The sequence below is a fragment of the Ralstonia edaphi genome, from assembly GCF_958350185.1.
Taxonomy (GTDB): domain Bacteria; phylum Pseudomonadota; class Gammaproteobacteria; order Burkholderiales; family Burkholderiaceae; genus Ralstonia; species Ralstonia edaphi.
The window spans coordinates 180,192-193,750 of sequence record NZ_CATWHI010000001.1; the positions used below are offsets into that span (position 1 = coordinate 180,192).

Consider the following 13,559-nt stretch of genomic DNA (forward strand, 5'->3'; position numbering starts at 1 on the left):
CCAACATGGAATCCAGCAACCCCGTGTGGGGCGGACGACGGATTCGATGGAGGCACATCATGTACGACAGGATTCTGGTAGCCGTGGATGGCAGTCCTACGGCGGAGCGCGCGCTGGACGAGGCCATCCAGCTTGCAAAAAAGCTCGGCTCTGAGCTGGTCATCGCGCACGTGATCGACAACTCGTATCTGATGTACGACGTTGGCTATATCGATGTCGGCGCCTTTACCGAGGCACTGGTCAAACAAGGCCAGCAAATCGTTGCCGACGCGCGGGACAAGGCCGAAAAGGCCGGTGTACATGTCCACAGCGTGGTGGTGGACGACCCCATCGGAACCTTCGACATCGGCACCGCCATCGAACAGGCGGCACAGAACGTCGGCGCCCAGGCCCTGGTGCTGGGCACGCATGGGCGTCGCGGCTTCCAGCGCTTGTTCCTGGGCAGCGTGGCCGAGAGCGTTGTTCGCCGCAGCACGCTGCCGGTGCTGCTCGTCCGCGCGGTGCCCACGGAACCGGTGCACGAGACTACCGAACCGCTGAGCAACGCCGTCATTGCCTGACGGGTAGTTCCCCCCTCTGACACGACATCAGGATCTGACCATGAGTTACGCCAGTGTGATGGTGCATCTGGACCGCAGCGAGCGCGCCATGCATCGTCTCAACCTTGCAGCCCAGTACGCACAGGCGCATGGCGCCAAACTCGTCGGCATCTATGCGAGCTTCGCGCCCAGCCTCAGCTGGTTCTACATGATGGAGAACGCTGCGCGCTATCTGGAAGAAGACCGCATCCGGCGCGATGGCGTTCGGGACGCCGTACACGCGCGCTTTCGTCAGGCGACGGAGGGCCTGGGGGTGGAAACGGAGTGGCGCGCAGTGGAGGGCGACCCCGTGGCGCTCGTGCTGCGCGAGGCGCGAGAGAGCGATCTTCTCGTGGTCGGACAACGAAACCACGATGATCCGGATGAATTCATCGCCGGCGACTTTGTGGAAACCCTGATCCTGGAGTCGGGCCGCCCTGTACTGGTGGTGCCGTATGCGGGCAACTTCACGGCATTGCCCAAGCGTGTGCTGGTCGCCTGGAGCGGCGGCCGCGAAGCCGCCCGTGCCGTGCACGATGCCATGCCGATCATGAAGGGTGCCAATGTGCACGTGCTGCAGATCACCAGCAAGCAGCCAAAGCACTGGGCCGAAGAAACCACGGTCGGCCAGGTGGCGCGTGCGCTGAACGCGCGCGGCATTCAAACGACGGTTGAAGAGGCCGACTGCGCAGATTCCGACACCGCCGTGGGCGAGCTGCTGCTCTCGCGGGCGGCCGACTTCAATGCCGACCTGATCGTGATGGGCGCCTACGGGCACAGCCGCCTGCGCGAACTCGTGCTGGGCGGTGTGACGCGCACCCTGCTGAAGACGATGACCGTGCCGGCGCTGATGTCGCACTGAGCCTCTGCCGCGGCTGAACCTGATGAGATCGCCATGAAGAACGATATCCAGCTCAAGCACGATGTCGAAGAAGAACTGCAATGGGATCCGGCGGTGGATGCCAGTCGCTTTGCGGTTCAGGCCAAGGACGGCGTCGTCACGCTCTCCGGCCGCGTCGACACGTTCGCCGACAAGCATGCCGCGGAAGAGGCGATCCGGCGTGTTGCCGGCGTGACCGCGCTTGTCATCCATGTGGATGTACGGATGCCCGCGGATATGGTGCGCCCCGATGAAGACATTGCGCAGGCAATCAGCAGCGCGTTGCATTGGAATGTATCCGTGCCGGCCGATGCCATCCGCATTAGCGTCGAAGACGGCGCCGTGACGCTGCGCGGTGAAGTCGACCAGGATTTCCAGCGCCGTGCGGCGTTGGACACGGTGCGCAGGGTGCGCGGCGTGAAGTCTGTCGTCAATGCGCTGACATTGCGCGCCGCCTCCGGGCCGGCCGATCTGAGCGATCGCATCGCAAAGGCACTGCAACGCCTGGCTGCGGTCGACGCCTCGCGCCTGAATGTTTCCGTGACGGACGGGACGGTGACCCTTTACGGGCCGCTGCGCAACCTCAACGAGTGCCGTGCGGCCCGCGAAGCTGCATGGGACGCGCCAGGCGTGCGTGCCGTCGTCGACCGCATGTGGGTAGGTTCCTAGAAGCAATCCGCTGTTCCACTGCTTTCGAGATCTTTGGAGTCCGAGATGGAAAAGAAGCTGATCGTGTACTACTCGCGTACCGGTACGGCACGTCAGGTGGCCGAGCAGATGGCTGCGCAGAGCGGATGGCAGCTTGCCGAGGTGACGGACGAGCATCCGCGCGCCGGTTTCCTCGGGGATGCGCGCTGCGTCATCGAAACCGTGTTCCATGCCCGCGCGAAGTACCGCTATGAAGGCCCGCCGCTCGATGAAATCGAACATGTCGTCGTGATTGCCCCCATCTGGATGGGCCACCTGGCTTCGCCCATGCGGGACTTCCTGGCGGACCAGTTGCCGGGGTCCACGCACCTGTCCGTGATTTGCGTCATGGCCGCCCGCGGGGCCTTCCGCGCAGTCGAAGAGATTATGCGGATCACCGCGACCATTCCTGCGCCCGTACTGGCGCTGTTCCAGCGCGACGTGCTGAGCGGGTTGTCGCAGGAGGAGATGGCGGGCTTCATCGATCAGGTGAAGACCGCCGGCCGGTGGGAGCAGTCGAGGCAACGCCCGGCCTGGCTCTCGCCAACGGAAGCCTGACCTTCAACACACCGCTCGGACATTGGATCAATCGAAGGAGACTTGGCATGAGCCGCTTTACCGAGGCGCAATGGGAACGGCTGAGGAGCTTGCTCGACGAACAGGACGCACGCGTGCAGCGTCAGTTGTCCGCACTGGGGGCATCCGCGGTGCCGTTGCCGCGTGAGGCGCCGTTCGAAAACGCGGATCTTGCCGATGAAGAGGCAGGAGACCAAACGAACGACGTCATGCTCGCCCGATATCGCAGCGAGCTGGAGCAACTGGACGCTGCACGCGAGCGCATGCAGCAGCACAGCTACGGCATCTGCGTCGATTGTGGCGAGGCGATTCCGTTTTTACGCCTGCAAGCCCAGCCGACTGCCATGCGCTGCTTGCCTTGCCAAACCGCGCGCGAGCGCCGGTGGGCGTAGCAAGGCGACGCTATCTAGCAGGAGCAAAGTATGAAAAGCGATCTGGGTATCAAGCAGGACGTCAACGACGAACTGCTTTGGGAGCCCGCGGTGGATGCCGCAGCGATTGGCGTGGAAGTGGAAAACGGCGTGGTGACACTGACCGGCCACGTCCGCAGCTACATGGAGAAACTCGCTGCCGAGCATGCCGCCGAGCGTGTTGGCGGCGTGCGCGGTGTTGTGCAAAAAATTGAAGTCCGCCTGCCGGGCGCGCACACGGACGCGGACGTCGCGCAGGCAGCCCGTGCCGCGCTTGAATGGCAGGTGACCTTGCCGTCCAATCGCATCGAGGTGCTGGTCGAAAACGGCTGGGTGACGCTCTCCGGGGAGGTCGACTGGCCCTACCAGAGCGAACAGGCAGCGCATGCGGTGGGGTCATTGCGCGGTGTGGCGGGCTTGATCAATCGCTTGCGGATCAAAGCGCGCGTGGCGCCTGCCAATGTTGCCGAGCAGATCGGTGCGGCGCTCAAGCGGCATGCCGCGCGTGAAGCTGACCATATCCAGGTCTCTGTTCAGGGCGGGACGGTCACGCTCAGCGGCCACATCGGTTCCGCATCGGAGCGGCGGGCGGCCAAGGGCGCAGCATGGTCCGCACCTGGCGTGACGGAAGTCATCGATCATCTCCAGATCGCGCCCTAGTGAGGGCAGAAACAAGGCGGGGAAGCCCAGCGGGGAAACGCGGGGGAAGCAGAAACGCCGCCCCACCTGAAAAAGGGGGGCGGCGTTCTTTTATGTGGCGAGCCGAGCGATCAAAGCTCGGTCAGTGCGGCCCTGTCGGTCAGTTCGATGTTCTTGCCGCTCACGACGATCCAGCCTTCGCGCTGGAACCTCGACAGTGCACGGCTGACGGTCTCGAGCTGCATGCCAAGGTAGCTGCCGATTTCTTCGCGGGTCATGCGCAGCGTGAAGCTGGAGGCCGAGTAGCCGCGGTCTTGCATGCGCGAGGAGAGGTTCAGCAGGAAGGTCGCCACGCGCGCTTCGGCACTCAGCCCGGCGAGCAGCAGCATGAGCCCCGACCCGCGCACGATCTCTTCGGCCATCAATTGGTGAAGGCGATGCTGCAGCGGGCGGATGTCCTGGCACAGGTCCTCAATGCAATGGAACGGCATGGAGCAGACCGTGCTGTCTTCCAGTGCAATCGCATCGCAGCTGTGGCGATCAGTGGCGATGCCGTCGAGGCCGAGCGTTTCGCCGGGCAGCTGGAAGCCGCTGACGTGGTTTGCGCCGTTGGGGTGCGAAAGCACGGTCTTGAACGAACCCGAGCGGATGGAATAGAGCGCGTGGAAGCTGTCACCCGCGCGGAACAGTGCTTCGCCCTTGGGGATCTTGCGCCACGTGTGCACCATCTGATCCAGCTGTTCACGTTGTGCGGTCGGTACAGCGCTGGCGATGCAGGCCCAGTGCATCATGCAATTGGCGCACTGGCTGCTCGGGATCAGCGGCGTTGTCTGGCGGGCCTGCGCAGCGTCACGGACGAGCCGGAGCTGGGGAAGGGCAGCAGGGTGGCGGGTTTCGACGGGCGTGGGCGACTCAATCGTGCGCGGAATCATGGGGCGGCTCCGGAAGGCGGTTGTTGTGTTTGAACCACACATCCTCTGAGAGGTGGTGGGTATCCGGTCACAGCCCTCCATCAAGGCCTGATGTCCGTGAGTAGAAGTATGGGAGGCGCCGCGTTTGCGCGAAATCAGGCAGCGCTGAGATGCGCGTCGGCGTGCGCTGCGCTCTTGTCAGGGTTTCCTGACAGGCCGTGACAGGGTTTCCCGGGGGGCGCCTCCATCACACAGGCGGTATCTGCCGCCCCCGGAATAAGCTATGTTGTCTGCATTCCAGCCCTTTTTTGGTGCCCGGTGGCGGACCAAGACACTCCATCTTCGAAGGCAACGCACAGGCGACTATTGCAGTTGCAATCCACCTCAGCCGAACTTGTGGTGGGGGTGCTGGCCGTTTTGCTGCTGGCTGCAACGGTGGCTCGGTTGGCGTTCGCACTCCGGGCCGGCGATGCTCCGTTCATTTTGCTGGCCTCGGCAAGTATCGCTGCGGTTGTCGCACTGGTGTTCTATTGGCTGCGGCTCCGGAAGTTGCGGGCGGCCGTCGCGCGGGATCTGACGTACCTGGAAAAGAGCGAAGCCCGGCTGGCCGGCATCATCCGCTCGTCCATGGAAGCCATCATTTCCGTCGATGACGCTCAGCGCATCGTGCTCTTCAATCCCATGGCGGAGACGCTGTTCGGATGCCCGGCGCGCCACGCCATCGGCCGTCCGCTGTCGGACTTTATTCCCGAGCGGTTTCGCGGCGCACACGAAGCGCATGTGCGGCGCTTCGGCGTGACGGGCGTCTCGGAGCGCCAGATGGGCAAGCAGCGCCCGCTGTTTGCGCTGCATACCGACGGGCGTGAGTTTCCGATCGAAGCATCGATTTCCCAGATCGAAGTGAACGGCGGCAAGCTCTTCACGGTGATGCTGCGCGACACCACGGAGCGCGTCCGCGCGGAAGCGGCGCTGCGGCGCTCGCAGGAAGAACTCCAGCATCTGTCGGACAGCATCCTGTCCACGCGCGAGGAGGAGCGGCACCGCATCGCCCGGGAGCTGCACGACGATCTGGGCCAACGTCTGAGCGCGCTCAAGATGGACATTTCTCTGCTGGCGGCCGATCTGCAGGCGGCACGGAGCGACAAGACGCTGATCGACCAGACCCAGGCAATGCAACACGTGATCGACGAGACGATCGCCGCCGTGCGGCAGATCTCGGCCGATCTTCGACCGCCGTTGCTGGACGAGCTGGGGCTCGTGCCCTCCATCGAATGGATGGCCAAGAACTTTCGTCAGCGCTTTGGGCTGGTCGTCACTGTGCGTGCTCAAGAGCTGGCGATGAACGAGCGCGCCGCCATCTCGGTCTTTCGGATCGTGCAGGAGGCGCTCAACAATGTCGTGCGCCATGCCGACGCAACGCGCGTCGAGATCGAGTTCTCGCAGCAGGACGATGTGCTGGAACTGTCGATTCAAGACAATGGACATGGCTGGAGCGGCGCGCCTCCCGCGGCGGGGGAGCGCAAGCCGCTGGGGTTGCTTGGCATTCGCGAGCGCGCCCGGCTACTTGGCGGACAAGCGACGATCACACACGCGCCCGGCGGCGGCTTCCGCTTGAGCGTGAGTTTTCCGGCCGTTCACGAAACCACTGAGGAGGCGCGGACATGATTCGCGTGATGATCGCCGACGATCATGCCGTGATGCGCGATGGCGTGCGTCATATCCTGGAGCGCGCCGGGGATTTTGAAGTCGCATGCGAAGCCTCCGACGGTACGCAAGTCGTGCAGCTGGTGCGTGACCATCAACCGCAGGTGCTCGTGCTCGATCTTTCCATGCCGGGGCGCAGCGGGCTCGAGCTGCTTCGTCAGTTGCACGACGATCACCCCAGGGTGCGCGTGCTGGTGTTGACCATGCATGCGGAAGAACAGTACGTGGCGCGGGCCTTTCGCGCCGGGGCGGCCGGCTACCTGACGAAGGAAAGCGCCGCGACCGAACTCGTCACCGCGCTGCAGAAGGTGGCGAACGGCGGCACCTATGTCAGCCCGCCCATGGCGGAGAAGCTCGCGCACAGCCTGGGCGAGCCCAGCGAAGAGGCTGCCCACACGCGCCTGTCTGACCGCGAGATGGAGGTTTATCGCCGCTTGGTGCGGGGCGAGCCTCTGACCGAGATCGCCACCAGCCTGTGTGTGAGTGCCAAGACGGTCAGTACCTACAAGATGCGGTTGATGGACAAACTGCAGCTCTCCAGCGAAGCCGCCCTTGTGCGTTACGCGATTCGTCATCGCCTGTTCTCGGACGACGATACGCTGTAGCGCATTTCCTGCGGGACTCGGCGCGGCCTTGCGACACATCAAGGGCCGCCAGCCCCGAATCGCTATCGTTGATGCACATGCATGGGCCGGTTGATTTCACCCCGGGGCGCGCCCCTGTCTGCCGTGCATGGTCAAACGGGAGCCATGTGCAAGCCATTCTGAAACGCAAGCGGGTGGTCGTGGGATCGGCCGATGATGCGAGGGTCGCAGCTCGCCGCGCATACACCTGGGCGCAAGGAGATTAGCGATGCGCGGTCAACCAGGCTGGCAAGTGCTTCCCGATGTGCTGCCCGTGCGTTCACCCGCCGCCGACGATCTCTCTACGTGGTCAGCACTTGCCTCGCAAGACGTGCTGGATCGGCTCCACACCCAGGCGCACGGTCTGACACAGGACGCGGCCGCACAGCGCCTGCGTGAATACGGGCCCAACCGCGTGGCCAACGGCCATCACGAGGCTGTGCTGGTCGAGTTGGCTCGCCGCTCTGTCAATCCGCTGAACTTGCTGCTGATCTCGCTGGCGGGCGTCTCGGCGGTGCTGGGCGATGTCCGGGCGGCGGTGCTGATTGCGGTCATGGTGGTGCTGAGCGTGGTGCTCGGCTTTCTGCAGGAACATCGCTCGAACCGCGCGGCGGAAGCACTGCGCCGCATGGTGCATACAACAGCGACGGCCAGGCGCATCGGTTCCGACGGCGTCGAAGCAACCCAAGAAATCCCCATCGAGCAATTGGTGCCCGGCGATATCGTCCAGCTTTCCGCCGGTGACATGGTCCCGGCAGACTTGCGGCTGCTCAGCGCGAAGGATGTGTTCGTCAACCAGTCGGCCCTGACTGGCGAAGCCATGCCGCAGGAAAAGCACGCGGAGCCTTCCGACAGCCACCCTGCGGCAGATTTCGATCGGGCCAACCTCTGCTTCATGGGCAGCGCCGTGGTGAGCGGCTACGCCACAGGCGTGGTCCTGACCACGGGCCAGCGGACCGCCTTTGGCCATGTGGCCAACCTGATTGCTGGGCAACGCGTGCAGACCAGCTTTGATCGCGGCATTACCCGGTTCACCTGGCTGATGCTGACGTTGATCCTGGTGATGGCGCCTACGGTGTTTCTCATCAACGGGCTGACGAAGGGCAACTGGTTCGAGGCACTCTTGTTTGCGGTGGCCGTAGCCGTGGGCCTGACGCCGGAGATGCTGCCGATGATCGTGACGGTCAATCTGGCCAAGGGCGCCATCGCCATGTCGCGCAAGAAGGTCATCGTCAAGCGGCTCAATGCCATCCAGAATTTCGGGGCGATGGACGTGCTCTGCACCGACAAGACCGGCACGCTCACGCAAGACCGCATCATTCTCAAGCATCACCTGGACTTGCGCGGCGAAGAATCCGACCAGGTACTGGAGTATGCGTTTCTGAACAGCTTCTATCAGTCGGGCCTGAAGAACCTGCTGGACGTGGCCGTGCTCAAGCATGTGGAGCTGGAGCAGCGTCTGGATGTGCACGCGCGCTTCCAGAAGATCGATGAGCTGCCGTTCGACTTTGAGCGCAGGCGCATGTCGGTGGTGCTCGCGCAGGACGACGGCACGCACGTATTGATCTGCAAAGGCGCGGTGGAAGAAGTGCTGGCCGTCAGTGCGCGTTACGTGAGCGGTGACGAGGCGGGCCCGCTGGAGGCCAGCCATCTGCAAGATACGCGGCAACTGGCGGAGACCCTGAACGCAGACGGCTTCCGTGTCGTGGCGGTTGCGTACAAGGAGATGCCGGCCGAGCAAAACCAGTACGCCGTTTCGGACGAGTCCGGCTTGACGTTGCTGGGGTATATCGCCTTTCTCGACCCGCCGCGCGATACGGCCGCGCCCGCCATTGCCGCCTTGAAGGCCAGCGGTGTGGCGATCAAGATCCTGACGGGGGACAACGCCATTGTTGCGCGCAAGGTCTGTCGCGAGGTCGGGATCGCCGTGGAGCCCGTGGTGCTTGGGACCGAGCTGGCCGGCATGTCGCCGGAGCAGATGGCCGAGGTAGCAGAGCGCGCATCCGTGTTCGCCAAGGTGTCGCCCGCGCAGAAGGCGGCCATTGTCGAGGCGCTGCACCGCAGGGGCCATGTGGTGGGTTTCATGGGCGACGGCATTAACGACGGGCCGGCGCTCAAGGCAGCCGATGTCGGCATCTCCGTGGACAGTGCAGTCGATATCGCCAAGGAGTCCGCCGACATCATCCTGCTGGAGAAAAGCCTGGCCGTGCTGGGGGAGGGCGTGACGGAAGGGCGCAAGGTGTTCGGCAACATCGTGAAGTACATCAAGATGGGTGCCAGCTCGAACTTCGGGAACATGTTCAGCGTGCTGGGCGCCAGCCTGTTTCTGCCTTTCCTGCCGATGGCACCGGTGCAGGTGCTGCTCAACAACCTGCTTTACGACTTCTCGCAAACCGCCATCCCGACTGACAACGTGGACGACGACTACCTCGTCAAGCCGCGGCGGTGGGAGATCGGCAGCATCCTGAAGTTCATGCTGTGCATGGGCCCTGTCAGTTCGCTGTTTGACTTTGCAACGTATGCGCTGCTGCTGGGTGTGTTTCACGCGTGGGGGAATCCGGCGCTTTTCCAGTCCGGATGGTTTGTTGAATCGCTGCTCACGCAGACACTCATCATCCATATCATCCGCACGGGCAAGGTGCCCTTCGTGCAAAGCCGGGCAAGTACCGCGCTGGTGCTGACGAGCCTCGCCATTGCGTGCGTGGGCGTTGCCATGCCGCTGACGCCAGTCGGCGCACTGTTCGGTTTTGTGCCGCTGCCGCTTGCCTACTGGCCCTGTCTGGTGGCGATCGTGCTGGTCTACGGCGTGTGCGCCTACATGATGAAAGCGTGGTACGTGCGCAGGTACGGTCTTGATTGAGCCGGGCGTGTCAGCCCGCCTGGCGTTCGGTTTGCGGGGCAGCGCCCAACGCAGCACGCACTTCAGCGTCTTCCACCTGAGGAAAATCGGCGTAATACAAGCCGACCGCGCGGAAGCCCTGCGGCGCGTAGAGGCAGACCACTTCATCGGCGAGGGGGCGAATGTCTTCCAGGCTGTCCGGTGCCGCCACGGGAACGGCGCAAATGAGGCGTTGCGGATGACGCTGGCGTATGGCGTGGAGTGCTGCCTTCATGGATGCCCCGGTCGCCAGCCCATCGTCGACCACGATCACAACGCGTCCTTCTACGTCATACGGACCGCGGTTCGGGGTATAGAGCGCACGGCGCCGGCGGATGACATCCATCTGTTCGGCGCTTTCCTGTGCGAGGTATGTGGTGTCTGCGCCAATGCGTCCTGCATAGGGTGCGGTGTAGGTCCAGCCGCCTTCTTCGACGGACCCCACTGCCAGTTCCGGGTTGAATGGCGCGCCCAGCTTGCGGACCAGCACCACATCGAGCTGACCTCCAAGTGCGGTTGCGATGAGAGCGCCCATGGGAACCGCGCCCCTGGGGATGGCCAATACCAAGGGATGCACGCCCCTGTACTGCTCCAGCGCCTGCGCCAGCATGCGCGCTGCATCCAATCGATCTTTGAACCGCATGGCGCTACCTCGTATGTCGGTGGGGTTGGGTCGCTGCACCGAGGTGACGGGCAAACCATGCGCGCGCCAGCTCGGCAACATGTTCCAGCGCGCCGGCCTCTTCAAAAAGGTGCGTTGCGTGGGGCACCGTCTCCAGGGCTTTTTTGCATTGCATCTGGCTCAGCGCCTGACGGTTGAGATCGAGAACATCCAAATCGGCGGCCCCCACAATCAGCAGGGTCGGGCAGGCGAGCGTGCTCAGCGCACGTTGGCCAGCAAGATCCGGGCGACCGCCGCGGCTGACGACCGCTTCGATCGGGCAGGCGTCGTCCTGCTCCGACGCTGCCAGGATCGCCGCTGCGGCGCCCGTGCTGGCGCCGAAATACCCGAGTCGCAGACTGCGTTCGCGGGCGATGCTCCGTACCGCGTGTGTAGCTGTCTGCAGACGCTGAGCCAGAAGGGCGATGTCGAACCGGCACGATGCGTGTGACGCCTCTTCGGCACTCAGCAGATCGAACAGCAGCGTGCCCAGGCCGGCGGCGTGGAGCTGATCGGCCACATACCGGTTGCGCGGGCTGAGCCGCGAACTGCCGCTGCCATGCGCAAAGATGACCAGGCCGGTGGCATTGCCCGGGCAGTCCAAGGTGCCTTCCAGGACGGCCTCATCCGCCACGATGTCCATGCTGAGAGAAAGCGGTTCGGCGTTCATGGAGCGGATATCCCGAAGTGAGGCGCAGCCAGCCGGCAGGTGCGCTACGCGTTTGGTGCTGGCTGGGCACTACCGAGGTTGGTCGATCAGGCGGCCTGTTGAGCCCTTGCCTTTGCGGTGCCTGCCAGTCCGTTCTTCTTCGCTTCGGAGTCGGGCAGGGCCATGAGGTTGAAGCTGTCGAAGAACGCCTTCAGCGAATCGGACGACGCGGCAAACAGCTGGGAGGAAGAGGTTTGCCCTTCGGGTTGCTGCATCTGCTGGGTCCACTCCGTCATTCGACGCAAGGAGGCGGCTTGCAGCTTATTCGTGAACTCGGCCCACGTTTTCAGCGCGTTAGCCCCGTGGCTCGATTGAATCTTCATGAAGATGCTGTTCGCAGCGGCCAGCGATGTCCAGTCATGCGTGCCGCTCAGTTCATGTTCCAGTTCACGCACATCTTCCAGCGCGGCCTCGGCGAGCTTCAGGCGGAAATGGGCTAGGTCGATTTGCGCCTCGAGCATGAAGCTGGCGGTGCGGCTCATCTCGCGCAGAGCGGCGCATGCCAGGTTGCAGGCCATATCAGCAGGTTGTTGCATTGTGATCTCCGGTGGGGTCTTGGCGGACAGGGGAGCGGGCCGCCGAATGGGGAATCCATATGCAGCGTAGGCCCTCTGCGGCTGGGTGCGTTGACGTGGCGCAAACAGCCGGCCGCGCGTGAAGCGCCATCGCTTTGGTGCTTCGTTTCAGGGCATTTGCTTGCCTGAGCCAGCCGGAGGAATGCACTGCCCTGTGCCCCTGAGATGAGGCACCACGTTGGATATCTCACAAGGAATGACATGTGCCCGCTCCTGCGCGTTGAGTGGCTCCTGCGTAGCGATCTGAGCGTCCAGCACCTCCAGGTCTGCCTCGGATGCGTCGCGCCCGCCGTGCATGCGACTGCGGATGCGCTTACGCAGCGTGTCGACGTCGGCAACGCAGTCCGCGATGCCCACCGCCACGCTCAGCCGCCGGCCCAGCGAGAAGAAACGTCGGCGCTGATGCTCGGCCAGGAACGTGGCGTCCGCAATCATCGGAAAGCCTGCGTCTGCACCGAGCTTGCAGATCGCGGCCAGGCGCCGATAGGTACGCTCGAGCGCACGCGGCAGATAGCGATCGGCAGGGCCGGCATACCGAACGCGTTGGCGTTCAACATCGGAGCGCACGCGGATCATCCCTTCCGCTTCGGCAAGCTGTGCGGCACGCGTGGATTTTCCACTGCCGGAAAGACCGTGCATGAGGACAATGCATGCGTCGTTTCGGCAGAGCAGCTTGTGGGACAGGTCGAGCATGCGGCGTGCCTCTGCGCGCGGTTTTGCGGCCAGATCCGGGGTGCCATCCAATTGACGGGCGCGTTCGAGCAGTACACGAGCGCGCACGAGTGCACGCATCGATGCGTAGAAGGGCAGAACCGACAACCCGCCATAGTCGCCGCATCGTTCGAGATAGCGGTTGATGAATCGATACGCCAGCCCGTCCAGACCTGTGGCGAGCACATCCATGAACAGGAACGCGGTGTCGTACATGGTGTCGATCCACCGCAGTGAAGCTGAGAATTCCAGACAGTCGAACGGGGTCGGCTGGCCGTCGATCAACACGATGTTGCCCAGGTGCAGGTCGCCATGGCATTCGCGGATGTGGCGACTGCGTCGGCGTGACGCGAATGACGCTTCCAGACGATCTGCCTGCCGACGAAGCTGCGATACCGTGGCTTGGGCCAGTGCTGGTTCTGTGCTTAAGGCAATGACTCCGGCTGCGCAATCCTCGAGCGTTTGCCGAATGGCCGAGGGCGTTCCATCGTCTGAACCCGCACTGGCGACCGGCGCGGAGGCGTGGAAGTCTGCAATCAGGTCGGCCAGCGCGTCGACTTCTTCTGGGCGGAGCCGCCGGTCACGCGCCACCGCACAGAGTACGTCTTGCTGGGCGAACCGCCGCATGCAGACGGCGTATTCATCAGGCACCCCTTGCCCGTTGATGCGGATGGCGCCCGTGGCCGGATCGCGCGAAATCGGCACCACGCCAACGTATAGCGCGGGGGCGAGGCGACGGTTGAGACGGCACTCTTCCTCGCAATCGATTTGCCGCGCGCGGAGCGTCGAAAAGTCGACGAAATCGAGCTTGACTGGCTTGCGCACCTTGTACGCAAACGCTCCGGCCAGGAAGACCCACGACAGATGCGTTTCGATCATCTGCAGATCGGTGGCGGGGTGCGGATACGCAGCGGCCTCAAGCATGCGGCTGACGAACGCTTCCGCTGCCTGCGTGCTTGGAATGGTGGCGGCTTGTTCGGCCATACGCGGGTTTCATCTCCGGACATTGAACATCAA

Annotated in this window: 14 protein-coding genes; 9 read left to right on the forward strand and 5 right to left on the reverse strand. The window is 63.8% G+C overall.

What is annotated here, in order from left to right; genetic code table 11:
- Positions 1 to 59: 59 nt before the first annotated feature.
- The 6 genes from R2669_RS00860 to R2669_RS00885 are packed head-to-tail and all read left to right on the forward strand — an operon-like array spanning position 60 to position 3,791.
- Positions 60 to 560, forward strand: coding sequence for a universal stress protein (locus tag R2669_RS00860; protein WP_316897996.1), 501 nt, complete (start codon positions 60 to 62; stop codon positions 558 to 560).
- A 40-nt stretch (positions 561 to 600) separates the two neighbouring features.
- Positions 601 to 1,440 (forward strand): universal stress protein, encoded by an 840-nt coding sequence (locus tag R2669_RS00865; protein ID WP_316897998.1) that lies wholly within the window; start codon positions 601 to 603, stop codon positions 1,438 to 1,440.
- 33 nt (positions 1,441 to 1,473) lie between these two features.
- Positions 1,474 to 2,127, forward strand: a complete 654-nt coding sequence (locus R2669_RS00870; protein WP_316897999.1) for a BON domain-containing protein — start codon at positions 1,474 to 1,476, stop codon at positions 2,125 to 2,127.
- A gap of 45 nt (positions 2,128 to 2,172) precedes the next feature.
- Positions 2,173 to 2,703: a flavodoxin family protein gene (locus R2669_RS00875; protein WP_316898000.1), complete on the forward strand. Its 531-nt coding sequence runs from the start codon at positions 2,173 to 2,175 to the stop codon at positions 2,701 to 2,703.
- A 47-nt stretch (positions 2,704 to 2,750) separates the two neighbouring features.
- A complete protein-coding gene (locus tag R2669_RS00880) occupies positions 2,751 to 3,113 on the forward strand; it encodes a TraR/DksA family transcriptional regulator (RefSeq protein WP_316891139.1) in 363 nt (120 codons plus the stop codon).
- A gap of 30 nt (positions 3,114 to 3,143) precedes the next feature.
- Positions 3,144 to 3,791: a BON domain-containing protein gene (locus R2669_RS00885; RefSeq protein WP_147217069.1), complete on the forward strand. Its 648-nt coding sequence runs from the start codon at positions 3,144 to 3,146 to the stop codon at positions 3,789 to 3,791.
- A gap of 110 nt (positions 3,792 to 3,901) precedes the next feature.
- Here R2669_RS00885 and R2669_RS00890 read toward each other — a convergent pair whose 3' ends face one another.
- Entirely contained in the window at positions 3,902 to 4,702 is an 801-nt protein-coding gene (locus tag R2669_RS00890) for a helix-turn-helix domain-containing protein (protein WP_316898001.1), read from the reverse strand.
- A 255-nt stretch (positions 4,703 to 4,957) separates the two neighbouring features.
- Here R2669_RS00890 and R2669_RS00895 point away from each other — a divergent pair, with 255 nt between their 5' ends.
- The 3 genes from R2669_RS00895 (at position 4,958) to mgtA (ending at position 9,868) form a co-directional block, all read left to right on the forward strand.
- Entirely contained in the window at positions 4,958 to 6,346 is a 1,389-nt protein-coding gene (locus R2669_RS00895) for a PAS domain-containing sensor histidine kinase (RefSeq protein ID WP_316899033.1), read from the forward strand.
- Positions 6,343 to 6,990: a response regulator gene (locus tag R2669_RS00900; RefSeq protein ID WP_147217067.1), complete on the forward strand. Its 648-nt coding sequence runs from the start codon at positions 6,343 to 6,345 to the stop codon at positions 6,988 to 6,990. The genes R2669_RS00895 and R2669_RS00900 overlap by 4 nt, the downstream gene beginning before the upstream one ends.
- A gap of 247 nt (positions 6,991 to 7,237) precedes the next feature.
- A complete protein-coding gene (gene mgtA, locus R2669_RS00905; protein ID WP_316898002.1) occupies positions 7,238 to 9,868 on the forward strand; it encodes a magnesium-translocating P-type ATPase in 2,631 nt (876 codons plus the stop codon).
- Between the two features lie 10 nt (positions 9,869 to 9,878).
- Here mgtA and R2669_RS00910 read toward each other — a convergent pair whose 3' ends face one another.
- The 4 genes from R2669_RS00910 to R2669_RS00925 form a co-directional block, all read right to left on the reverse strand.
- Positions 9,879 to 10,529 (reverse strand): phosphoribosyltransferase, encoded by a 651-nt coding sequence (locus R2669_RS00910; RefSeq protein WP_316898003.1) that lies wholly within the window; start codon positions 10,527 to 10,529, stop codon positions 9,879 to 9,881.
- A 4-nt stretch (positions 10,530 to 10,533) separates the two neighbouring features.
- Complete coding sequence (locus R2669_RS00915) at positions 10,534 to 11,217, reverse strand: dienelactone hydrolase family protein (RefSeq protein WP_316898005.1); 684 nt, start codon at positions 11,215 to 11,217, stop codon at positions 10,534 to 10,536.
- Between the two features lie 86 nt (positions 11,218 to 11,303).
- The gene (locus R2669_RS00920; protein WP_316898007.1) at positions 11,304 to 11,792 is read right to left on the reverse strand and encodes a hypothetical protein; all 489 of its coding nucleotides are present in this window, start codon (positions 11,790 to 11,792) and stop codon (positions 11,304 to 11,306) included.
- 147 nt (positions 11,793 to 11,939) lie between these two features.
- A complete protein-coding gene (locus R2669_RS00925) occupies positions 11,940 to 13,526 on the reverse strand; it encodes a bifunctional aminoglycoside phosphotransferase/ATP-binding protein (protein ID WP_316898008.1) in 1,587 nt (528 codons plus the stop codon).
- Positions 13,527 to 13,559 lie beyond the last annotated feature (33 nt).

Coding starts and splice junctions, on each gene's coding strand:
- R2669_RS00865 (WP_316897998.1), top strand. CDS start 601: ATGAGTTACGCCAGTGTGATGGTGCATCTGGACCGCAGCGAGCGCGCC.
- R2669_RS00885 (WP_147217069.1), top strand. CDS start 3,144: ATGAAAAGCGATCTGGGTATCAAGCAGGACGTCAACGACGAACTGCTT.
- R2669_RS00870 (WP_316897999.1), top strand. CDS start 1,474: ATGAAGAACGATATCCAGCTCAAGCACGATGTCGAAGAAGAACTGCAA.
- R2669_RS00860 (WP_316897996.1), top strand. CDS start 60: ATGTACGACAGGATTCTGGTAGCCGTGGATGGCAGTCCTACGGCGGAG.
- R2669_RS00890 (WP_316898001.1), bottom strand. CDS start 4,702: ATGATTCCGCGCACGATTGAGTCGCCCACGCCCGTCGAAACCCGCCAC.
- R2669_RS00880 (WP_316891139.1), top strand. CDS start 2,751: ATGAGCCGCTTTACCGAGGCGCAATGGGAACGGCTGAGGAGCTTGCTC.
- R2669_RS00910 (WP_316898003.1), bottom strand. CDS start 10,529: ATGCGGTTCAAAGATCGATTGGATGCAGCGCGCATGCTGGCGCAGGCG.
- R2669_RS00900 (WP_147217067.1), top strand. CDS start 6,343: ATGATTCGCGTGATGATCGCCGACGATCATGCCGTGATGCGCGATGGC.
- mgtA (WP_316898002.1), top strand. CDS start 7,238: ATGCGCGGTCAACCAGGCTGGCAAGTGCTTCCCGATGTGCTGCCCGTG.
- R2669_RS00920 (WP_316898007.1), bottom strand. CDS start 11,792: ATGCAACAACCTGCTGATATGGCCTGCAACCTGGCATGCGCCGCTCTG.
- R2669_RS00915 (WP_316898005.1), bottom strand. CDS start 11,217: ATGAACGCCGAACCGCTTTCTCTCAGCATGGACATCGTGGCGGATGAG.
- R2669_RS00925 (WP_316898008.1), bottom strand. CDS start 13,526: ATGGCCGAACAAGCCGCCACCATTCCAAGCACGCAGGCAGCGGAAGCG.
- R2669_RS00875 (WP_316898000.1), top strand. CDS start 2,173: ATGGAAAAGAAGCTGATCGTGTACTACTCGCGTACCGGTACGGCACGT.